The organism is Streptomyces dryopteridis (genome assembly GCF_049606955.1).
Lineage (GTDB): Bacteria > Actinomycetota > Actinomycetes > Streptomycetales > Streptomycetaceae > Streptomyces.
Map to the genome: position 1 here is coordinate 1,395,256 of NZ_CP187113.1, position 21,059 is coordinate 1,416,314.

The window sequence follows — 21,059 nt, forward strand, 5'->3', positions numbered from 1 at the left end:
TTGAACTTGCGTTTCACAGTGTGAGACGCGAATATCGTTGCATGGACAACTCTAGCGGCGTCGGCGTTCTCGACAAGGCAGCTCTGGTATTGAGCGCACTGGAGTCCGGTCCGGCCACCCTCGCCGGGCTGGTCGCGGCGACAGGGCTCGCACGACCCACGGCACACCGGCTGGCCGTGGCTTTGGAACACCACCGGATGGTGGCGAGGGACATGCAGGGACGGTTCATCCTCGGACCGCGGCTGGCGGAACTCGCCGCCGCGGCCGGCGAGGACCGCCTGCTGGCCACGGCGGGACCGGTACTCACCCATCTTCGCGACGTGACGGGGGAGAGCGCGCAGCTCTACCGCCGCCAGGGCGACATGCGGATCTGCGTGGCCGCGGCCGAGCGGCTCTCGGGCCTGCGGGACACCGTCCCGGTGGGCTCCACGCTCCCGATGAAGGCGGGCTCGGCCGCCCAGATCCTGATGGCCTGGGAGGAGCCCGAGCGGCTCCACCGCGGCCTCCAGGGCGCGCGCTTCACGGCCACGGCCCTCTCGGGCGTGCGCCGGCGCGGCTGGGCGCAGTCGATCGGCGAGCGGGAGCCCGGTGTGGCCTCCGTCTCGGCCCCGGTGCGCGGCCCCTCCAACCGCGTGGTGGCCTCGGTCTCGGTCTCCGGGCCGATCGAGCGCCTGACCCGGCACCCGGGGCGGATGCACGCCCAGGCCGTGATCGACGCCGCCGCGCGCCTCACGGAGGCCCTGCGCCGCTCCGGCTGACCCTTTCCCCACTCCCCCACTCCCCCGGCCCGGGGGCGCGCACGACGCCGCACACGTCCGCACAGCGCGCCCCCGGGCCTTCTCACGTCCGGGGGCGGGGGAACACGCAACGCGAAAAAGGAAGAGCCCCTTCGACTGTCGTCGAAGGGGCTCTTCCCTCGTGTACCCCCGACCGGATTCGAACCGGCGCTACCGCCTTGAGAGGGCGGCGTGCTAGGCCGCTACACAACGGGGGCAAGATCTTGGAGATCCGCTGGCCTACCTGGACTCGAACCAAGACTAACTGAACCAGAATCAGTCGTGCTGCCAATTACACCATAGGCCACTGGCTGGAAGACCAGTTGGTACCCCCGACCGGATTCGAACCGGCGCTACCGCCTTGAGAGGGCGGCGTGCTAGGCCGCTACACAACGGGGGCCCTAGCGATCCTGCATCAAAACATCCGGGTGCGACCCTGGACACTTCGCGGGAAGGATCTGTACCCCCGACCGGATTCGAACCGGCGCTACCGCCTTGAGAGGGCGGCGTGCTAGGCCGCTACACAACGGGGGCAAGCACTGCATGCGCACTGCGCTGGGGTACCAGGACTCGAACCTAGAACAACTGAACCAGAATCAGCCGTGTTGCCAATTACACCATACCCCACCAAAACTCAACCCCTTGTCGGGGGCTTCGTTCGGGTTGCGCCTCCTTCCGGCCCTTTCGGCCCGCTTGGCGGCGCAGAAAGAACATTACCGGATGCCTGACCGTGCTCCAAAACGGGTATCGATGCCGCTCGCCTCCGCGAGCTCGGAGAGGCCGCGGATCCGGTGCGCGCCCTCGGGCACGGGGGCGTCCGAGCCGGTGCGGTCGATCCAGACGGCCGCGAGCCCGGCGGCGTGGGCGGCCCGCGCGTCGGTCTCGGGCTGGTCGCCGACGTAGAGCACCTCGGCGGGCGGCAGGCCCAGGGCGGCGCAGGCCGCGTGGAAGGCCCCGGGGTCGGGTTTGGCGCGGCCGAGGTCGTCGGAGCAGAGCAGCAGCTCGAAGCGGTCGCGGATGCCCAGGGCCGTGAGCTTGCGGTGCTGGATCGGGTTCACGGAGTTGGACAGGATCGCGTGCCGGTGGCTCGCCGCGAGGGCGTCCAGGGTGGGCAGGGTGTCCGGGAAGAGCCGCCAGGATGCCTCGTAGCGCTCCAGGTGCCCGGCGAACCAGGCCCCGGCCTCGGCGTCGCTCAGGTGGGGCGCGGCCAGGAACTCGCGGACCCGGTGCAACCGCTGGTCCTCGAAGGTCAGCTCCCCGGCCTCGAACCGCGCCCAGTGCCGGGCCGTGGCCGCCCGCCAGGCCGCGAGCGCGGCGGCCGGGCTCCCGTGGCGCGGGGCGGTGGGCCCGGAACGCGCGAGGAGGGCGACCAGGGCGTCGGTGTCGGCGCCGGTGTGGTCGAAGAGGGTGTCGTCCACGTCCCAGAGCACGGCTCGGATCGGCATGGGACCGAGCCTACGTCCGCGCGGGTCGCGATGGCGGGGGAACGGGAGAGGGCCGGTCGCGGCGCGGGTGCGTCGCGACCGGCCCTCGGGGGTGCCGGGACGTGCGTCAGGCGGCGAGGCGGGCCAGGGCCGCGTCCACGCGGGCCAGCGAGCGCTCCTTGCCCAGGATCTGCAGGGACTCGAAGAGCGGCAGGCCGACGGTGCGGCCGGTGACGGCGACGCGGACCGGGGCCTGGGCCTTGCCGAGCTTGAGGCCGTGGGCCTCGCCGGCGGTCAGCACGGCCTGCTTGAGCGACTCCGGGTCGTTCCAGTCGGCCGCGTCGAGGTGCTCGCGGGCGGTGGTCAGCAGGGCCGCCGGCTCGCCCTTCATGGCCTTGTCCCAGGAGGGCTGGTCGAAGACCGGCTCGGCCAGGAACAGGAAGTCCACGTTGGCGGTGATCTCGGAGAGCACCGTCAGGCGGGTCTGCGCGTACGGGGCGATGGCCTGCCACGCGGCCTCGTCGAACTCGGCCTCGGCCCAGTTCGCGTGCGGGGCGCGCAGCCAGGGGCGGCATGCCTCGGCGAACTCCTTCGGGTCCAGCCGGCGGATGTGCTCCGCGTTGATGGACTCGGCCTTCTTGAGGTCGAAGCGGGCCGGGTTCGCGTTGACGTCCGCGATGTCGAACTTGGCGACCATCTCGTCCAGCGTGAACAGGTCCTGGTCGGCGGAGAAGGACCAGCCGAGCAGGGAGAGGTAGTTCAGCAGGCCGGCGGGGAGGAAGCCGCGCTCGCGGTAGAGGTTGAGCGATGCCTGCGGGTCGCGCTTGGAGAGCTTCTTGTTGCCCTCGCCCATGACGTACGGCAGGTGTCCGAAGGCCGGGATCTCCTTGGCCACGCCCAGCTCGATGAGCGCCTTGTAGAGGGCGATCTGGCGGGGGGTGGAGGAGAGCAGGTCCTCGCCGCGCAGGACGTGGGTGATCTCCATGAGGGCGTCGTCGATCGGGTTGACCAGGGTGTACAGCGGGGCGCCGTTGGCCCGGACGATGCCGTAGTCCGGCACGTTCTCCGGGGTGAAGGTCAGCTCGCCGCGCACCAGGTCGGTGAAGGTGATCGGCTCGTCGGGCATCCGGAAGCGGACGATCGCGGCGCGGCCCTCGGCCTCGTACCCGGCCTTGGCCTCGGCGGTCAGCGCGCGGCAGTGGCCGTCGTAGCCGGAGGGCCGGCCGGCGGCGCGGGCGGCCTCGCGGCGCTCGTCGAGCTCCTCGGTGGTGCAGTAGCAGTGGTACGCGTGACCGGCGGCCAGGAGCCTGCCGGCGATGTCCGCGTAGATGTCCATCCGCTGGGACTGGCGGTAGGGGGCGTGCGGGCCGCCGACCTCGTCCGGGCCCTCGTCCCAGGTGAAGCCGAGCCACTTGAGGGAGTCCAGGAGCTGCTCGTAGGACTCCTCGGAGTCACGGGCGGCGTCGGTGTCCTCGATGCGGAAGACGAAGGAGCCGCCCTGGTTCCGGGCGAAGGCCCAGTTGAAGAGGGCGGTCCGGACCAGGCCCACGTGGGGGTTGCCGGTCGGGGAGGGACAGAACCGTACGCGGACGGGAGATGCGCTAGCCACGCTTGATCACCTTGTTGGTGAGAGTGCCGATACCTTCGATGGTGACGGCGACCTCGTCGCCGACGTTGAGGGGGCCGACTCCGGCCGGGGTCCCCGTGAGGACGACGTCGCCGGGGAGCAGCGTCATGGCCTCGGTGATGTGCACGATCAGGTCCTCGATCGGGCGGACCATCTCGGCGGTGCGGCCGAGCTGGCGCTGTTCGCCGTTGACGGTGCAGCCGACGACGAGGTCGCTCGGGTCCAGGTCCGTCTCGATCCACGGGCCCAGGGGGCAGGAGCTGTCGAAGCCCTTGGCGCGGGCCCACTGGCTCTCGCGGCGCTGCACGTCGCGGGCGGTCACGTCGTTGGCGCAGGTGTAGCCGAGGATGACGTCCTTGACTCGCTCGCGGGGGACCTCGCGGCACATGCGGCCGATCACGACGGCCAGCTCGGCCTCGTGGTGGAGTTCGCCGGCGAAGGAGGGGAAGACGATCGGGTCGCCGGGGCCGACCACGGAGGTGGAGGGCTTGAAGAAGGTGACCGGGACCTCGGGGACCTCGTTGCCGAGCTCCGCGGCGTGCTCCGCGTAGTTGCGGCCGATGGCCACGACCTTGTTGGGGAGGACCGGGGGCAGCAGGCGGACCTTGTTCAGCGGGACCTTCGTGCCCGAGAGCTCGAAGTCCGCGAACGGGATGCCCTTGATGATGTCGAGGACGAGCTCGTCGGGAGCCTCGCCCTGCACGGCGCCGAAGGCGACGTTTCCGTCGATCGAGAATCTGGCGATGCGCAAGGCCGGCGCCTGCCCCTCTGTGATGCCGCCGCCGGGCCCCGGGGGGCGGCGGCGGTGAGCCGAAGTCTGCGGGACCCAGGCTAACGCGACGGGGGCGTCGGCTCGCGCGACGACGACGGCGGCCGGCTCGACCGGGTGGGTCGCGCCGGCCGCCGGCCGGGTGCTGCGGGGTGGTTCAGGAGGCGACGGGGGTCTGCGGCGCGACCATCAGGACGGTGCGGCGCGGGTTGGCCGTCACGGCGGGCAGGTCCACGGAGTACTCGCGGGTCTCCGGGAGCAGGCTGGTCGCGTTCTCCAGGTGCATGAGGGTGGTGCGGCGCGGGTTGGCCGTGGTGCGGTCCGTGGGCGTCGTCTCGTTCATCGACTTCTCGTCAACCTCGTCGTGGGGTCGGCGCGGGGGGCGCCGACGGGCGGATGGGCCATCCCTGTAAAGATTCAGGCTAAACATCGGATTACCCGGGAGAACGAGCCGACAGGGCTTCCCGGCGTGTGAGTTTGCTCACCCGTGATCGGACAAACCGGTCATTCCCGGCGGTCAATTCCGCTCAGGGAAACGGACATTGCGTCACTGAATGCAATATTCCACTCGTGATCATCGGACACGAGGGCTCGGATTGACCACGAAAACTACGGGCGGATAGTCCGTTTCATGCCGATAAGGGCTCCACTTGGGGTAATCTCCGAGTCACCCCGTGTGACCGCCTCCGTGAGGGCGCCGGCGCACCTTGTTGGAGATCCGGCACTGTGCTGGAATTCGCGGGACCGCCGCGAGAATGAGCCGGCGCGCGAGGGTGCGACAACGCTCCGCGCGCGCAGGGCGCGGAAAGGAACGAACGCGCCGGTCACCGACGACCACAGGGGCACCGGCCCCGATGACTCGACACCGTTTCGCCGCTCACCGGCGGGACGCCTGGTCCAGAGGTTGCGACGCCAGTGCAGGGACGTTTCAAGAGGGATGGCAACGCCGCGGCGGGGCAGGAGCCGCGCGGCGGGAACGAGCGCGGGTCCTCGCCCCAGCACGCCCAGAACCGCGGCCCCGGCGCCGAGGGAGCGGACGCGTTCGGCGCCGCGGCCTTCGGCGGCGGGCGACCCGCGGGCGGTCCGACCGGCGGCCCCGGAAACCCGATCGTCGGTCCCGGCGGCGCGGGCCCCGTGCCCGGCCCCGGCGGCTCCATACCCGGCCCCGGCGGCTCCGGCATACCCGGCCCCGGCGGACCGCGCGTCCCCGGCCCCCGGATCCCGGCCCCGCCGGTCGCCCCCGAGCCCGAGGGCAAGAAGGGCAAGCGCAAGGGCAAGGCCAAGGCCGCCCCGCACCCCAAGCCCCCGAAGGGCCGCGCCGCCAAGAAGGGCAAGGGCGCCGAGGGTTCCGCCCCGCAGAGCGGCGCCGCCGGCCCCGTGCAGAGCGACACCGACCCCGCCACGCCCCCCGCGTCCGCCGCGCCCCGCTCCACCGGCTCCCGCCTCGCCGTCCAGAACTGGCGCATCAGCACCCGACTGGTCTCGCTGCTGACCCTCCCCGTGGTCGCGGCCACCAGCCTCGGCGTCCTGCGCATCATGGACTCGCGCGACGACATCCAGCAGCTCGAACACATGAAGCTGCTGACCACGATGACCAACCAGGCCACCAACCTGGCCGCGGCCCTGCAGGAGGAGCGCGACCGCTCCGCCGGCCCGATGACCGCGAACAAGGGCAAGACCAACTCGATCGTCAACGGCGTCCGCGCCCAGACCGACACCGCCATCGACGCGTTCATCCAGGCCACCGACCCGGTGAACGACAAGCGCGGGGCGGCCGGCCAGGACGAGACCCTGGCGTCGATCCGCAACAACATCCTGCAGATCTCGCGCAGCCTCGGCCAGATCGAGCAGACCCGCAAGGACGCCTACAAGGAAGGCAACAACACCTTCCAGACGGTGACCTCCTACAACCGGATCGTCGCCGCCCTGCTGTCCCTCTCCCAGGACATGGCGCAGGCCACCTCGAACCCGGTCATGATCAAGAAGACCCGTGCGCTGGCGGCCTTCTCCTCCGCCAAGGAGAACGCCTCCATCCAGCGCGCGATCATCGCCGCGGCCCTGCCCGAACAGCCCACCACCCCCGGCAAGATGTCCGAGGCCGACCGGCTGTACGCGCAGAACGCCTTCGTCTCCGAGGCCGCCGCGCTGCGCACCTTCGGCCTCGTCTACAGCGCCAACGGCGGTGACGCCAACGAGCTGCTCGCCCCACTGAACAGCGGCAACAGCGAGATCGCGACCGCGAACCACTACGTCCGCCGCGTGCTGAGCACCCCCGACGCCCTGTCCAAGGAAGCCAACCGGTCCAACTCGGACTGGTACGACTCGGACGACGTCAAGATCGCGACGATGAAGAAGATCGAGCTGACCCTGCTGAACGACATGCAGGACAGCGCGCGCCTTCTGAAGAACGAGGCGACCACCGACGCCTGGATCAACGGTGTCCTGATCTTCCTCGTCATCGGCATCTCCTCGGCCGGTGCCTTCGTCATGGCCCGGTCCATGATCCGTTCGCTCCGTCGCCTCCAGGACACCGCGACCCGGGTCGCCCAAGACCGGCTGCCCGAGCTCGTCAAGCAGCTCTCCGAGTCCGACCCGCAGGACGTGGACACCTCCGTGGAGTCCGTCGGCGTGCACTCCCGCGACGAGATCGGCCAAGTGGCCGCGGCCTTCGACGAGGTGCACCAGGAAGCGGTCCGACTCGCCGCCGAGCAGGCCCTCCTCCGGGGCAACGTCAACGCGATGTTCACCAACCTCTCGCGGCGTTCCCAGGGCCTCATCCAGCGCCAGCTCTCGCTCATCTCCGAGCTGGAGTCCCGCGAGGCCGACCCGGACCAGCTGTCCTCCCTCTTCAAGCTCGACCACCTCGCGACCCGCATGCGCCGTAACGGCGAGAACCTCCTCGTCCTCGCGGGCGAGGAGCCGGGCCGACGCTGGACCCGCCCCGTGCCGCTCGTCGACGTGCTCCGCGCCGCGGCCTCCGAGGTGGAGCAGTACGAGCGGATCGAACTCTCCTCGGTGCCCACCACCGAGGTCGCCGGCCGCGTCGTCAACGACCTCGTGCACCTCCTCGCCGAGCTGCTGGAGAACGCCACCTCGTTCTCCTCCCCGCAGACCAAGGTCAAGGTCACCGGTCACGCGCTGCCCGACGGCCGGGTGCTGGTCGAGATCCACGACACCGGCATCGGCCTCTCCCCCGAGGACCTGGCCGCGATCAACGAGCGGCTCGCCGCGCCGCCCACCGTGGACGTGTCGGTCTCGCGCCGCATGGGCCTGTTCGTGGTCGGTCGACTCTCGCTGCGCCACGGCATCCGCATCCAGCTCCGTCCCTCCGACTCCGGCGGCACCACCGCGCTGGTCATGCTCCCGGTGGACGTGGCCCAGGGCGGCCGCAAGCCCGGTCAGCCGGGGCAGCCCGGTCAGCCCGGTCAGCAGCAGCCCGGCGGCCCGAACCAGGGCGGCGTCCCCGGCCAGGTCCCGCCGGTGCCCGGCGCGGGCAACCGTGCCGAGGCCCCCGGGGTCGGCGGCGCCCCGCAGCGCACCCCGGTCGGCTCGGCCCCGCAGCGCGGGCAGGTCGGCGGCGGTCCCCGGACCGCCCTGCCCGGCGGCCCGAACCAGGGCGGCGTGCCCGGCGCACCCGCCCCGCTGCCCCCGCGCACCCCGCAGGTCCCGCAGCCGCCGCAGGTCCCGCAGCCGCAGCGGGCCGCCCAGAACCCGAACGGCGCCCCCGCCCTGCCCTCGCGCGGCGAGCAGCGCCCCGGCGACCGGGCCGGCCTCGCGCCCCAGTCCGGCTTCGAGCGGCCCACGCCGCCGCCGGCCCCGGCCGCCCCGCGACCCCAGCTCCCCGCCCGCGGGCAGGGCGGCGGGATCCCGACCGCGGACCTCTCGTCCCCGCACACCGACCCCGCCGAGACCAGCGGCTTCCACCTCGCCCCGCCGCCGGCCGCGCGGCGCGGCGCGGACGACTGGCCCGGTGCCGAGCGGACCCCGCGCGGGCACGACGAGCTCTCCGGGCCCGGCTCCACCGCCGAGTTCGCCCGTCCCGACCTCGGCTCCCCGCTGCCGCGCCGCACCCCGGACCCGACCGCCGGCTTCGAGCACGGCGACCGTCGGGACCCGGCGAGCACCGGGGCCTTCCCGCAGGCCGGCGGCGGACAGTTCGCCCTCCCCGGCGAGCCCCCGGCCCCCGCCTCGCCCACCACCACCGGCCAGTACGCGCTGCCCGGCGACCCCTCGGCCGCGGGCGGGTTCCCGCAGCCCGGCCGACCGCAGCAGACGCAGACGCAGCAGCAGCCGCAACAGCAGCAGCCCGACCCGAGCACCACCGGTCAGTACGCGCAGCCGCAGCAGCCGGGCGGGTACGGCTACCCGACCCCGCCGCAGCAGCCGCAGTCCGCGACCACAGGCCAGTACCCGCAGTTCACCGGCGGGTACGGCTACCCGACCCATCAGGCCGACCCGACCGCGACCGGCCAGTACCCGACCGCGCAGCCGCAGCAGACCGGCCAGTACCAGCAGTACCCGGCCGCGCAGCAGCCGAACGGCCAGTACCAGGACCAGCAGCAGCACCAGAACCAGCAGTACGCGCAGCAGAACCCGCCGCAGAACGGGCAGTACGGGCAGTCCGACCCGCTCGGCGGGTACGGCTACCCGGGCGGGCAGCAGTACGGGCAGCCGCAGCCCCCGCAGCAGAACGAGTGGGCCCCCGCGGGCACCTCGATCCCGCCCGCGCCGCAGCGCCCGCAGCCCGTGCCCGGACTGTCCGTGCCCCAGCAGCCGCTGGAGCCGCGCGGCCCGGAGCGGGTCGCCGAGCCGCACCGGGCGGACGCCGCGAACCCGACGGTCAGCTGGAAGCCCTCGCCGAACGACGAACTCATGCGGCAGGCCGAGCGCGTGCGTCAGCCCGCCGCCGGCGGCGTCACCACCTCGGGCCTCCCGCGCCGGGTGCCGCGCGCGAACCTCGTCGCCGGCACCGCCGCCCAGCAGACCGAAGGCCAGGCCGCCGGTCCGCAGGTCTCCCGCGCCCCCGACGACGTCCGGGGCCGGCTCACCAACCTCCGCCGGGGTATCCAGCAAGGCCGTCAGGCCGGAACCGGACCGACGACCGGCAGTCACCCCATCGACCCCACTCACCGGCAGGAGCGTTAGTTGAGCTCGATGAGCCAGGCGGCACAGAACCTGAACTGGTTGATCACCAATTTCGTGGACAACACCCCCGGGGTGTCGCACACGGTGGTGGTCTCCGCCGACGGCCTCCTTCTGGCCATGTCCGAGGGCTTCCCCCGGGACCGCGCCGACCAGTTGGCGGCGGTGGCCTCCGGGCTCACCTCGCTGACCGCCGGCGCCTCCCGCATCTTCGAGGGCGGCGCCGTCAACCAGACCGTCGTCGAGATGGACCGGGGGTTCCTCTTCCTCATGTCCATCTCCGACGGCTCCTCGCTGGCCGTGCTCGCGCACCCCGAGTGCGACATCGGCCTCGTCGGCTACGAGATGGCCCTCCTCGTGGACCGCGCGGGCAACGTCCTCACCCCGGACCTGCGCGCCGAACTCCAGGGAAGCCTTCTCATCTGACCGTGAACCTCCCGGCCGGCCGGTAGCGCCGACCGGGACCCCGGGGCCCTCCCTGGTCCCCGGCCCCAGTACCCCCGTCAGGCCGCGAGAACCGTCCCCCCACCGGCCCCGTCCGACGGCACGCTGACCCGATGCTGTCCAGCCCGGAGGATCCATGACCCCGCCCCCCGCCTATCCCGACGCGTACGACGCGTACGCGGAAGGCGACCAACCCCTGGTGCGCCCGTACGCGATGACGGGTGGCCGCACCCGGCCCCGCTACCAGCTCGCCATCGAGGCGCTGGTCAGCACCACCGCCGATCCCATGCACCTGTCCGGGCTGCTGCCCGAGCACCAGCGCATCTGCACCCTCTGCCGCGAGGTCAAGTCGGTCGCCGAGGTCTCGGCGCTGCTGTCGATGCCGCTCGGCGTCGCGCGCATCCTCGTGGCCGACCTCGCCGAGGCAGGCATGGTCGCCATTCACCAGCCCGGCAACGGCGAGGCGGGCGGCACCCCGGACGTGACTCTGCTCGAAAGGGTGCTCAGTGGACTTCGCAAGCTCTGACGGCGGAGCGACTCGCTCCACCACCTCCGCGAAGATCGTGGTGGCGGGTGGCTTCGGCGTGGGCAAGACCACGTTCGTCGGAGCCGTCTCCGAGATCAACCCCCTGCGCACCGAAGCCGTCATGACCAGCGCCTCCGCCGGCATCGACGACCTCACCCACACCGGCGACAAAACCACCACCACCGTCGCCATGGACTTCGGCCGCATCACCCTCGACCAAGACCTCATCCTCTACCTCTTCGGCACCCCCGGCCAAGACCGCTTCTGGTTCATGTGGGACGACCTCGTCCGCGGCGCCATCGGCGCCGTCGTCCTCGTCGACACCCGACGCCTCGCCGACTGCTTCCCCGCCGTCGACTACTTCGAAAACAGCGGCCTCCCCTTCGTCATCGCCCTCAACGGCTTCGACGGACACCAGCCCTACACCCCCGAAGAAGTACGCGAAGCCCTCCAAATCGGCCCCGACGCCCCCATCATCACCACCGACGCCCGCCACCGCGCCGACGCCAAAAGCGCCCTCATCACCCTCGTCGAACACGCCCTCATGGCCCGACTGAAGTGACCGGGGGGATCGGGCGATCCCCAACCCGACGGGCGGGCTGTGTCATAGGACACGGCCCGCCCGCTCGTTCATAACGTTTCGACAGAGAATTGACCCCGGATCGCGACTCCGGGCGACCGGCCGGTGCCTCAGAGCGCACAGCGGGACCGATATTTGGCGCCACAAGCTCCTTATGTCCGTTTTACGGTGAAGAACTGTCCCGGGCAACAACCGATTTCAGGTGTTTGGACCACGGCCGCCGACCGTGCTGGAATTCAAATGAAAACCAGCCGGTAGCACCGCCGAGAGGTTGTTGGTCGAGTGAGGCGAAGCAACGCAAGCACCGCGGAGGAACCCGCGCGCGGCAACTTCACCCCGCCGCAGCGCGCGGCCGTGCCGGGTCCCGGCGCGCCCGACCCGCAGCCCGCGCCGAGCGCCGGCTCCGGGAGCCGGTTCTCCCCGCGCAACTGGCGCGTGCCCACCCGACTGAACGCCATCCTGCTGCTGCCCGTGCTCGTCGGCCTCGTCATGGGCGGATTCCAGGTGAAGGGCTCCGTCGACACCTGGAACGAGGCCAAGGACGCGGAGAAGACCGCCCGCATCGTGCAGGCCGCCGCCGCCTACGGCGAGGCCCTGCTCAACGAACGCGACCTCACCGCCGCCCCCCTGCTCGCCGGCAAGCGCGAGGACCCGGCGGTGGCCAAGGCGTACGCCGCGACCGACGCCGCCAAGACGGCCTTCGACCGGTCCCTCGTCGGGATGCCCACCGGCCAGGGGCTCGAACGACGTCTGGAGCTCTTCCGCCAGGAGGAGCCCAAGCTCGCCAAGCTCCGCGAGTCCGCCTACCTCGCCCAGCCCGAGACCGCCAAGAAGAAGCTGCCCGCCGCGGCCGGCCCCGTGCCGACCGAGGAGGGCTACGTCCTGGTCCAGCACTATCTGATGCAGTTCGCCAACGAACTGGGCCTGGGCACCGGCAACGTCACCTCCTACGGCCGCATGGTCTACGCGCTCCAGCTCGCCAAGGCCGCCGGCTCCCTCCAGCGGTCGATCGGCACCCACCTGCTGGTGCGGCCGAGCGAGGACGACGACGTCCGCAAGAGCCAGCTCGTCGCCTTCTCCTCGTACGCCTACCTGGAGGAGATAGCCGTCGGCGAGTACGTGGCCGCCGGCACCCAGGCCGACACCGACCGGCTCGTCGAGGTCATGTCGAAGCGCTCCCAGGAGGGCGCCGCCCGGCTCGCCGAGGCGCAGAAGCAGGCCCGGGACGCCGGGAAGACCCTGAAGGCCCCGCCCACCGTGGACGGGTCCCCGCTCCAGGGCATGACGGAGGCCATCGCGAGCGGCGCCAAGCCGACCGCGCTCGCCGAGGGCGGCACCACCGCCCCCGCGTGGAACGCCGCCGCGACCGCCAAGTTCGAGGGCTACGCCGAGATCGAGAAGGAACTCCTCGACAAGGCCCTCGCCGACGCCGTGGCCGTCTCCGACGAGGCCCGCAACGACGCGATCCTCACCGGCGCCATCGTCGTGATCGCCCTGACCGTCGCCTTCCTCCTCGCCGCCATGGTCGCCCGCCAGATGGGCCGCTCCATGCGCCGACTGCGCGGCGCCGCCTTCGAGGTCGCCGAACAGCGCCTGCCCGGCCTGGTCGACCAGCTCTCGCGCACCGACCCCGGCAAGGTGGACACCCGGGTCGCCCCGATTCCCATCACCTCCCGCGACGAGATCGGCGAGATCGCCCGCGCCTTCGACCAGGTGCACCGCGAGGCCGTCCGGCTGGCCGCCGAGCAGGCCCTGCTCCGGGGCAACGTCAACGCGATCTTCACCAACCTCTCGATCCGCAACCAGTCGCTGATCGAGGGCCAGTTGACCCTCATCACCGACCTGGAGAACAACGAGGCCGACCCCGACCAGCTGGAGAACCTGTTCCGGCTGGACCACCTGGCCACCCGCATGCGCCGCAACGGCGAGAACCTGCTCATCCTCGCCGGCGAGGAGCCCGGCCGCCGCTGGGACCAGCCGGTCCCGCTGGTGGACGTGCTGCGGGCCGCCTCCTCCGAAGTGGAGCAGTACGAGCGCATCGAGCTCTCCGGGGTGAGCGAGGCCGAGATCCACGGCCGCGCCGTCACCGACCTCGTGCACCTGCTCGCCGAGCTGCTGGAGAACGCCACCACCTTCTCCTCCCCCCAGACCAAGGTCCGCGTCAACGCCACCCGGCTGCCCGACGGCCGCGTCATGATCGAGATCCACGACAAGGGCATCGGCCTGACAGCGGCGGACTTCGCCGACATCAACAACAAGCTTGCCGACCCGCCCACCGTGGACGCCGCGGTCTCCCAGCGCATGGGCCTCTTCGTGGTCGGCCGGCTGGCCGACCGGCACAACATCCGCGTGCAGCTGCGCCCCTCCGGCGAGCAGGCCGCCGGCACCACCTCGCTCGTCATGCTCCCCGAGGTCATCACCCACGGTGGCGGCGGCGAGCAGGTGCCCGAGGGGGACTTCACGGTCTCCTCGATCATCCCCGCGCAGGCGCCGGGCCCCTTCGGCGGCGCCCCGACCGGCCCCGCCGGGCACGCCCCGACCGCCGCCGAACTCGGCTTCGACGACTCGCGCTACCAGGGCGAGGCCGACGCCGTGCAGCGCTCGCTCACGCACCAGGAGCGCCGCGCCGCGCTGGAGGCCCAGGTCGGCCGCCAGTCCCCGGAGCAGCCGCAGGAACACGGGTGGCAGCCCGAGCGGACCGGCGAGCAGCCCGCGCCGCAGCACGGCGCCCCGGGTGAATTCGGCACCGGACAGGGGCAGTTCGGACAGCAGCAGGCCGGCTGGGAACAGCCCTGGCAGCCCGAGGGCACCGGCACCCACCCGGCGCCGGTCGCGCCGGACTGGCAGCAGCCGCACACCCCGGCCCAGCCCTTCCCGGCCCTGGAACAGCAGCCCTCCTTCCCCCCGGAGGCCCCCGCGGCCCCCCTCCCCGGCGCCCTGGAACAGCAGGATTTCGGCCAGGGTTGGAACGCTCCGGCACCCGAGAACTCCCCCTCCCCGTGGCCGGGATACGCCCCCGCGGTCGAACCCGGGTACGGCGACGGATGGCAGCCCGCGTACGACAACGGTCCCGGTGCGGACGCGGGCCGGTCGCACCCGGTCGAGGGTTGGCAGGACCCGTCCTCCGGCACCCCGGGGACCCCGGGCACCGAGCAGGTGTACGAGGTGGCCGGCCAATCGTTCCCGGCCTCCGGGCAGTGGCCGGATCAGAACCCGGTTCCGGCCTCCTACCAGCACAATCACGGGACCGAATCGGAATCCCCGGTCGCTCCCGAACCGGCTCCGGAACGCGTAGGCTTCGATCGACCGGACACCACTGACGACACCGGCCATCAGCTGACCGGCGCGGGTCTCCCGCGTCGCGGCAGCCGATCGCAGTGGCAGCCGGCGCAGCAGGAAGCGGAGTCCCCCAAGTCCTTCTTCGAAGGCCGGAAGGTCCAGCCGGCCGAGTCGGAGGCGGAGGAGGACGGCAATGGCTGGCGCTCTCGCAACGACGAGCGCTGGGCACAGGCCGGAAAGCTTCGCGAGCCGAAGGCCGGCGGGGTCACCCCGTCCGGTCTCCCCCGGCGGGTTCCCAAGGCCAACCTGGTCGAGGGCACCGCGGAATCGACCCCGCAGGGAGGCCCCTCGGTCTCCCGCGCTCCGGAGGACGTGCGGGGCAGGTTGAGCAACCTGCGACGCGGTGTCCAACAGGGCCGCAGCGCGGGTTCGGAGCAGTCAAGTACCAGCTATGACCAGGAGCGTTAGTGTGAGCCCGATGAGCCAGGCGGCACAGAACCTGAACTGGTTGATCACCAATTTCGTGGACAACACCCCCGGGGTGTCGCACACGGTGGTGGTCTCCGCCGACGGCCTCCTTCTGGCCATGTCCGAGGGCTTCCCCCGGGACCGCGCCGACCAGTTGGCGGCGGTGGCCTCCGGGCTCACCTCGCTGACCGCCGGCGCCTCCCGCATCTTCGAGGGCGGCGCCGTCAACCAGACCGTCGTCGAGATGGAGCGAGGGTTCCTCTTCCTCATGTCCATCTCCGACGGCTCCTCGCTGGCCGTGCTCGCGCACCCCGAGTGCGACATCGGCCTCGTCGGCTACGAGATGGCCCTCCTCGTGGACCGCGCGGGCAACGTCCTCACCCCGGACCTGCGCGCCGAACTCCAGGGAAGCCTTCTCAACTGACAGACAGGCAGTGCGGTTCGCGTCATCGCACCATTAGGGTGCGGTGGCGCGGCTCCACAGGGAGTACTGCGTTCTTGGAGTCGGAGGAGGAAACGTGACAACACCCGGAGAACATCCCTATGGCGGCGCCCAGCCGCAGGGTGGGCACGACCACAACCGCTTCAACTTCCCCTCGGCGCCCAGCCGTCAGCCCTCCCCGGAGCAGAACCCGTACCAGCAGCAGGAGCCCTACCGTCAGGACCAGGGGCACCCGCAGTATCCACCCCAATCACCGCCCCCGCCCCCCGGGCAGCCGTACGGGCAGCAACAGCGGCAGCACCCCGGAGCGACGCACCGGCCCTCGCAGCCGGCCGCTCCGAAGGCGCACAACCCGTTGGTGCGCCCGTACGCGATGACGGGTGGTCGGACCCGACCCCGCTACCAGCTCGCCATCGAGGCACTGGTCAGCACCACGGCCGATCCGGCCCTGCTGCAAGGGCAGTTGCCCGAGCACCAGCGGATCTGCCGCCTGTGCCAGGAGATCAAGTCCGTCGCGGAGATCTCGGCACTGCTCTCCATTCCGCTTGGCGTCGCCCGCATCCTCGTAGCCGATCTGGCCGAGGCGGGCCTCGTCGCCATTCACCAGCCCGGCGGGGACGATTCCGCCGGCGGTCAGCCAGACGTGACACTGCTCGAAAGGGTGCTCAGTGGACTTCGCAAGCTCTGACGGCGGAGCGACTCGCTCCACCACCTCCGCGAAGATCGTGGTGGCGGGTGGCTTCGGCGTGGGCAAGACCACGTTCGTCGGAGCCGTCTCCGAGATCAACCCCCTGCGCACCGAAGCCGTCATGACCAGCGCCTCCGCCGGCATCGACGACCTCACCCACACCGGCGACAAAACCACCACCACCGTCGCCATGGACTTCGGCCGCATCACCCTCGACCAAGACCTCATCCTCTACCTCTTCGGCACCCCCGGCCAAGACCGCTTCTGGTTCATGTGGGACGACCTCGTCCGCGGCGCCATCGGCGCCGTCGTCCTCGTCGACACCCGACGCCTCGCCGACTGCTTCCCCGCCGTCGACTACTTCGAAAACAGCGGCCTCCCCTTCGTCATCGCCCTCAACGGCTTCGACGGACACCAGCCCTACACCCCCGAAGAAGTACGCGAAGCCCTCCAAATCGGCCCCGACGCCCCCATCATCACCACCGACGCCCGCCACCGCGCCGACGCCAAAAGCGCCCTCATCACCCTCGTCGAACACGCCCTCATGGCCCGACTGCGGTAACGAGCGGCGCGCGGCCGCGCGCACGCGTCCACACGAGGCCGACGGCCCGTGCCCCCGCGAAGGGGGCCGGGTCCCGGCCTCGTCCGCGTGCCCGGCGGATCGGGGCCGGACACGCGGAAGGCCGCCGCCCCCTCGCGGGGACGGCGGCCTTCGTGGTGACGCGCGGGGCTCAGCCCTGCCAGCTGTGCGGCGCCCGGAAGCCCGGGGTGCGCTCCAGCCGGCGCCAGCCGGCGGTGGACCGGCGGGGGCCGACGACGGCGGCGGTGGGCTCGGCGGCCGCGCGGGCCATGAGGATGGCCGTGATCGCGGCCAGTTCCTCGGGCGCGGCGGTGCCCTTCTCGACCTTCAACAGGGTGTCGGTGGCGGTGCTCATGCGGGGCAGGCTCCTTACTGCGGCGGGTTGCCGTGCTTGCGGGAGGGCAGATCGGCGTGCTTGTTGCGGAGCATGGCCAGGGCGCCGACGAGGGTGTGGCGGGTGTCGGCGGGGTCGATGACGTCGTCCACGAGGCCGCGCTCGGCCGCGTAGTACGGGTGCATCAGCTCCGCCTTGTACTCCTTGACCATGCGGGCGCGCATGGCCTCGGGGTCCTCGGCCTCGGCGATCTGCTTGCGGAAGATGACGTTCGCGGCGCCTTCGGCGCCCATGACGGCGATCTCGTTGGTGGGCCAGGCGTAGGTGAGGTCGGCACCGATGGACTGGGAGTCCATGACGATGTACGCGCCGCCGTACGCCTTGCGCAGGATGAGCGAGATCCGGGGCACGGTCGCGTTGCAGTACGCGTAGAGCAGCTTGGCGCCGTGCCGGATGATGCCGCCGTGCTCTTGGTCGACGCCGGGCAGGAAGCCGGGGACGTCGAGGAGGGTGACGATGGGGATGTTGAAGGCGTCGCAGAGCTGGACGAAGCGCGCGGCCTTCTCGGAGGCGTGGATGTCGAGCACGCCGGCGAGGTGGCCGGGCTGGTTGGCGACGATGCCGACGACCTGGCCGTCGAGGCGGGCCAGGGCGCAGATGATGTTGCGGGCCCAGCGCTCGTGGATCTCCAGGACCTCGCCGTCGTCGACGATCTCCTCGATGACCTTGAGCATGTCGTACGGGCGGTTGCCGTCGGCCGGCACGAGGTCCAGGAGGACGTCGGAGCGGCGGTCGGCGGGGTCGTCGCCCTGGACGACGGGGGGGTTCTCGCGGTTGTTGGAGGGCAGCATCGAGATGAGGTAGCGGACCTCGGCGATGCAGGTCTCCTCGTCGTCGTACGCGAAGTGCGCGACGCCGGAGGTCTCGGCGTGCACGTCGGCGCCGCCGAGGCCGTTCTGGGTGATCTCCTCGCCGGTCACCGCGCGGACCACGTCGGGTCCGGTGATGAACATCTGCGAGGTGTCGCGGACCATGAAGACGAAGTCGGTGAGGGCGGGGCTGTAGGCCGCGCCGCCGGCGCAGGGGCCGAGCATGACCGAGATCTGCGGGATGACCCCGGACGCCTTGGTGTTGCGCTGGAAGATGCCGCCGTAGCCGGCGAGGGCGGAGACGCCCTCCTGGATGCGGGCGCCGGCGCCGTCGTTGAGGGAGACCAGGGGGGCGCCGGCCGCGATGGCCATGTCCATGATCTTGTGGATCTTGGTGGCGTGGGCCTCGCCGAGGGCGCCGCCGAAGATCCGGAAGTCGTGGGCGTAGACGAAGACGGTGCGGCCCTCGACGGTGCCCCAGCCGGTGATGACTCCGTCGGTGTAGGGCTTCTTGGCCTCCAGGCCGAAGCCCGTGGCGCGGTGCCGGCGGAGCTGCTCGACCTCGTGGAACGACCCCTCGTCCAGGAGCAGGGCGATGCGCTCGCGGGCGGTCAGCTTGCCCTTGGCGTGCTGCGCCTCGGTTGCGCGCTCGGAGGGTCCACGCTCGGCCTGCTCGCGCAGGGCGTGCAGTTCGGCGACGCGACCCCGCGCGTCCGTGGGCTCACTGGAGGTTTGGTCGACAACGGTCATGTAATGACCTTACGAAGAGGGCCCAAGAAATCTCTCCGTCGACACCGGACAGTGTCCGGCGCTGTCCGCTGTGTGGGCCGCACATACGGGGGGTGCGGGGGACGGACCCCACCAGCTGGGACCTTCGTCCTTTGTGGGACTCCGACAAAGCGGCCCGACACGGGGTCGAAGAAGTTGAAACTTGAACGGAATGGGCCTAGGCTGGTTTTCGTTGAAGGTTAAACGAACTCGTCCGAGGAGGATGTCATGGGTCTCTTCACCCGCCGCCACCAGAACACCGCCGTCGCCGTCGCCGAGACCCCGGTGAACCCGGCCCTCGCCGCCCTCACCGGGGACTGGGCCATCGACCCGAGCCACACCAACATCGGCTTCACCGTCCGGCACGCCATGGTCACCAACGTGCGCGGCTCCTTCACCGAGCACACCGGCACCCTGCACCTCGACGGCACCGACCCGGGCCGGTCCACCGCCGCCATCGACGTCACCATCGCCTCGGTGGACACCGGCATCGCCGACCGCGACGGCCACCTGCGCAGCGCCGACTTCTTCGACGCCGAGAACTTCCCGCTGATGACCTTCCGCTCCACCCGCGCCGAACAGCTCGGCGGGGACCTCTACCGGATCACCGGCGACCTCACCATCAAGGACGTGACCCGCCCGCTCGCGATCGACCTGGAGTTCACCGGCTCCGCCACCGACGTCTACGGCAACCTGCGCGTGGGCTTCGAGGGCGCCGCCGAGATCCTGCGCTCCGACTGGGGCCTGACCTGGAACGCGGCCCTGGAGGCGGGCGGCGTGATGGTCTCCGACAAGGTGAAGCTGACCTTCGACATCTCCGCGATCAAGCAGGGCTGAGCGGCGCCGCACGGACGGGCGAACGCGCGCGACCGCCGTCGCGCGCCGCCCCGCCCCGTGGCGGTCGCCCGTCAGTCGAAGCCGCCGCCACCGCCGAAGTCCCCGCCACCGCCGAAGCCACCACCGCCGCCGAAGTCGCCGCCGCCGAAGGCCGAGGGGTCGAAGTCGGCGCCAGACACGTCCCCGCCCTCGAAGCCCGCGCCCGCCGCGTCGCCGCCGAAGCCCCCGCCGAAGTCCGAGGCGTAGGCCGGGGTCGCCATCATCGAGCCGAGCATCGTGCCCACGAGCAGGCCGGGCAGCATCCCGCCGCCGAAGTAGCCGCCCGCCCACGGCCCGTACGCCGGGCCCGCGTCGTAGTAGGGCCGCCGGCCCTCCGCCGTCTCCACCGTGCGCACCATCGGTTCCCGCCCCTCCCGCAGCCGCACGGCGTCCGCCGCGCAGACCGGCACCGTGCGCGCCGCCCCGCCCTGCGGGGTCCACTCCACGTCCTCGACGGATACCCCGTGCCGGGGGTCGAAGAAGCAGGGCGTGCGCCGCTCGGGCAGCGGTCGGCCCTCGCGGCGGGCCGCCAGGCTCGCCAGCGCGAAACGGCCGTCCTCCAGCGCCTCGGTGACCCCGGTGACCTCGTCGGGGCGGGTCACCCGCGCCATGATCGCCTTCGCCCGTTCGTAGGAGTCCAGGCCGCGTTCCCAGTCCGCGCGCATCGCGTCGTCCGCGCCGGGCTCGCCCGGGTGGAAGTCCAGCCGGTCCAGTTCCTCGCCGAAGGCCGTGATGTCCTCGTCCACGACCACCCGCAGTCGGGCCAGCGCCTCCGCGCGGGCCGCCTCCTGCTTGCGGCGGCGCGAGCGCACCAGGGCGTAGCCGGCGCCGCCGCCGGCCACGAGCACCGCGGCGAACCCGATCAGGGCGCCCGCGCCGACCCCGTCCGCCGTGTCGCCCCCGCCGCCCCAGGAGGCCGGGGCCTTCCCCTTCAGCTGGGGCAGGGCCTGGGTGACGAAGGCGTCGAGCTGGTCGGCGGCCGAGACGGGCCCGCCCGCCTTGACGGCCGCGGTCAGGTTGGCGGTCGCGCTGCGACTCAGCACGCTCGGGTCGGAGCCGGCGTTGAAGCCGGTGCCGAGCCGGACGGCGTAGGTGCCGGTGATCCCCGCGCCGGTGCGGATCGCGCCGAGCAGGTCCTTGGGCGGGAACTCGGAGGTCGCCGGCAGCACCGCCACGAACAGCGGCTTGTCGGCGTCCTTGATGCGTTTGGCCAGGGCCTCGGCCCGATCGGGCGGGAGCTGGTCGGTGACCCGGGGGTCCACGTACACGGGGTTCTCCCGCAACGCCTCCCCCACGGCCACGGGGCCGCTCGCCGCGTGGGCGACCGGGGCGAACGCGACCGTGCCCAGGCACAGCGCGAGCACCGCGACCACCGAGGCGGGCAGCGACCGGACCCACGCGCGGGAGGACATCCGGGACGGGCGACTCGGGGCGGTTCGGCTCATACCACCGAAGTTACCCGAATCG

The 21,059-nt window shown here is 71.9% G+C and carries 17 protein-coding genes and 5 tRNA genes; 10 read left to right on the plus strand and 12 right to left on the minus strand.

Features of this window, described 5'->3' with window-relative positions; translation table 11 throughout:
* The first annotated feature begins 41 nt into the window (after positions 1-41).
* The gene (gene ndgR, locus ACN20G_RS05540; RefSeq protein ID WP_007266782.1) at positions 42-758 is read left to right on the plus strand and encodes an IclR family transcriptional regulator NdgR; all 717 of its coding nucleotides are present in this window, start codon (positions 42-44) and stop codon (positions 756-758) included.
* Between the two features lie 163 nt (positions 759-921).
* Here ndgR and ACN20G_RS05545 read toward each other — a convergent pair.
* From ACN20G_RS05545 to ACN20G_RS05585, 9 genes are all read right to left on the minus strand, one after another.
* A tRNA-Glu gene (locus ACN20G_RS05545) sits at positions 922-994 on the minus strand.
* 17 nt (positions 995-1,011) lie between these two features.
* Positions 1,012-1,083, minus strand: a tRNA-Gln gene (locus tag ACN20G_RS05550).
* A 17-nt stretch (positions 1,084-1,100) separates the two neighbouring features.
* A tRNA-Glu gene (locus ACN20G_RS05555) sits at positions 1,101-1,176 on the minus strand.
* Between the two features lie 61 nt (positions 1,177-1,237).
* Positions 1,238-1,310: transfer RNA gene (locus ACN20G_RS05560), tRNA-Glu, on the minus strand.
* 21 nt (positions 1,311-1,331) lie between these two features.
* Positions 1,332-1,403, minus strand: a tRNA-Gln gene (locus ACN20G_RS05565).
* 86 nt (positions 1,404-1,489) lie between these two features.
* On the minus strand, positions 1,490-2,221 hold the full coding sequence (locus tag ACN20G_RS05570) for an HAD family hydrolase (RefSeq protein WP_424211596.1): 732 nt from the start codon (positions 2,219-2,221) through the stop codon (positions 1,490-1,492).
* Positions 2,222-2,327: 106 nt separating this feature from the next.
* Positions 2,328-3,809, minus strand: coding sequence for a glutamate--tRNA ligase (gene gltX, locus ACN20G_RS05575; RefSeq protein ID WP_424211597.1), 1,482 nt, complete (start codon positions 3,807-3,809; stop codon positions 2,328-2,330).
* Positions 3,802-4,578, minus strand: coding sequence for a fumarylacetoacetate hydrolase family protein (locus tag ACN20G_RS05580; protein WP_424211598.1), 777 nt, complete (start codon positions 4,576-4,578; stop codon positions 3,802-3,804). The genes gltX and ACN20G_RS05580 overlap by 8 nt, the downstream gene beginning before the upstream one ends.
* A gap of 175 nt (positions 4,579-4,753) precedes the next feature.
* A complete protein-coding gene (locus tag ACN20G_RS05585) occupies positions 4,754-4,939 on the minus strand; it encodes a hypothetical protein (RefSeq protein ID WP_424211599.1) in 186 nt (61 codons plus the stop codon).
* 572 nt (positions 4,940-5,511) lie between these two features.
* Here ACN20G_RS05585 and ACN20G_RS05590 point away from each other — a divergent pair.
* The 8 genes from ACN20G_RS05590 (at position 5,512) to ACN20G_RS05625 (ending at position 16,727) form a co-directional block, all read left to right on the plus strand.
* Entirely contained in the window at positions 5,512-9,741 is a 4,230-nt protein-coding gene (locus ACN20G_RS05590; protein ID WP_424211600.1) for a nitrate- and nitrite sensing domain-containing protein, read from the plus strand.
* Positions 9,742-9,750: 9 nt separating this feature from the next.
* Positions 9,751-10,164: a roadblock/LC7 domain-containing protein gene (locus ACN20G_RS05595; RefSeq protein ID WP_424211601.1), complete on the plus strand. Its 414-nt coding sequence runs from the start codon at positions 9,751-9,753 to the stop codon at positions 10,162-10,164.
* 154 nt (positions 10,165-10,318) lie between these two features.
* Positions 10,319-10,708, plus strand: coding sequence for a DUF742 domain-containing protein (locus tag ACN20G_RS05600; protein ID WP_424211602.1), 390 nt, complete (start codon positions 10,319-10,321; stop codon positions 10,706-10,708).
* On the plus strand, positions 10,689-11,270 hold the full coding sequence (locus tag ACN20G_RS05605) for a GTP-binding protein (protein ID WP_424211603.1): 582 nt from the start codon (positions 10,689-10,691) through the stop codon (positions 11,268-11,270). Before ACN20G_RS05600 ends, ACN20G_RS05605 begins: the two co-directional genes overlap by 20 nt.
* 300 nt (positions 11,271-11,570) lie before the next feature.
* Complete coding sequence (locus ACN20G_RS05610; protein ID WP_424211604.1) at positions 11,571-15,035, plus strand: nitrate- and nitrite sensing domain-containing protein; 3,465 nt, start codon at positions 11,571-11,573, stop codon at positions 15,033-15,035.
* A gap of 10 nt (positions 15,036-15,045) precedes the next feature.
* Positions 15,046-15,459 carry a roadblock/LC7 domain-containing protein gene (locus tag ACN20G_RS05615; protein WP_424211605.1) on the plus strand — a complete coding sequence of 138 codons (414 nt, stop codon included), beginning with the start codon at positions 15,046-15,048 and terminating at the stop codon, positions 15,457-15,459.
* A 94-nt stretch (positions 15,460-15,553) separates the two neighbouring features.
* Positions 15,554-16,165, plus strand: a complete 612-nt coding sequence (locus ACN20G_RS05620; protein WP_424211606.1) for a DUF742 domain-containing protein — start codon at positions 15,554-15,556, stop codon at positions 16,163-16,165.
* Entirely contained in the window at positions 16,146-16,727 is a 582-nt protein-coding gene (locus tag ACN20G_RS05625) for a GTP-binding protein (RefSeq protein ID WP_424211607.1), read from the plus strand. The genes ACN20G_RS05620 and ACN20G_RS05625 overlap by 20 nt, the downstream gene beginning before the upstream one ends.
* A 169-nt stretch (positions 16,728-16,896) precedes the next feature.
* Here ACN20G_RS05625 and ACN20G_RS05630 read toward each other — a convergent pair whose 3' ends face one another.
* Both ACN20G_RS05630 and ACN20G_RS05635 read right to left on the minus strand, forming a co-directional pair.
* A complete protein-coding gene (locus tag ACN20G_RS05630; RefSeq protein ID WP_424211608.1) occupies positions 16,897-17,100 on the minus strand; it encodes an acyl-CoA carboxylase subunit epsilon in 204 nt (67 codons plus the stop codon).
* A 14-nt stretch (positions 17,101-17,114) separates the two neighbouring features.
* Complete coding sequence (locus tag ACN20G_RS05635; RefSeq protein ID WP_424211609.1) at positions 17,115-18,698, minus strand: acyl-CoA carboxylase subunit beta; 1,584 nt, start codon at positions 18,696-18,698, stop codon at positions 17,115-17,117.
* 246 nt (positions 18,699-18,944) lie between these two features.
* Here ACN20G_RS05635 and ACN20G_RS05640 point away from each other — a divergent pair, with 246 nt between their 5' ends.
* Positions 18,945-19,553: a YceI family protein gene (locus ACN20G_RS05640; protein WP_424211610.1), complete on the plus strand. Its 609-nt coding sequence runs from the start codon at positions 18,945-18,947 to the stop codon at positions 19,551-19,553.
* Between the two features lie 71 nt (positions 19,554-19,624).
* Here the strand turns inward: ACN20G_RS05640 and ACN20G_RS05645 are convergent, their stop codons facing one another.
* Positions 19,625-21,004 (minus strand): hypothetical protein, encoded by a 1,380-nt coding sequence (locus ACN20G_RS05645; protein ID WP_424215383.1) that lies wholly within the window; start codon positions 21,002-21,004, stop codon positions 19,625-19,627.
* Positions 21,005-21,059 lie beyond the last annotated feature (55 nt).

Coding starts and splice junctions, on each gene's coding strand:
- ndgR (WP_007266782.1), top strand. CDS start 42: ATGGACAACTCTAGCGGCGTCGGCGTTCTCGACAAGGCAGCTCTGGTA.
- ACN20G_RS05570 (WP_424211596.1), bottom strand. CDS start 2,221: ATGCCGATCCGAGCCGTGCTCTGGGACGTGGACGACACCCTCTTCGAC.
- ACN20G_RS05585 (WP_424211599.1), bottom strand. CDS start 4,939: ATGAACGAGACGACGCCCACGGACCGCACCACGGCCAACCCGCGCCGC.
- ACN20G_RS05595 (WP_424211601.1), top strand. CDS start 9,751: ATGAGCCAGGCGGCACAGAACCTGAACTGGTTGATCACCAATTTCGTG.
- ACN20G_RS05600 (WP_424211602.1), top strand. CDS start 10,319: ATGACCCCGCCCCCCGCCTATCCCGACGCGTACGACGCGTACGCGGAA.
- ACN20G_RS05615 (WP_424211605.1), top strand. CDS start 15,046: ATGAGCCAGGCGGCACAGAACCTGAACTGGTTGATCACCAATTTCGTG.
- ACN20G_RS05630 (WP_424211608.1), bottom strand. CDS start 17,100: ATGAGCACCGCCACCGACACCCTGTTGAAGGTCGAGAAGGGCACCGCC.
- ACN20G_RS05635 (WP_424211609.1), bottom strand. CDS start 18,698: ATGACCGTTGTCGACCAAACCTCCAGTGAGCCCACGGACGCGCGGGGT.
- ACN20G_RS05640 (WP_424211610.1), top strand. CDS start 18,945: ATGGGTCTCTTCACCCGCCGCCACCAGAACACCGCCGTCGCCGTCGCC.
- ACN20G_RS05645 (WP_424215383.1), bottom strand. CDS start 21,004: ATGTCCTCCCGCGCGTGGGTCCGGTCGCTGCCCGCCTCGGTGGTCGCG.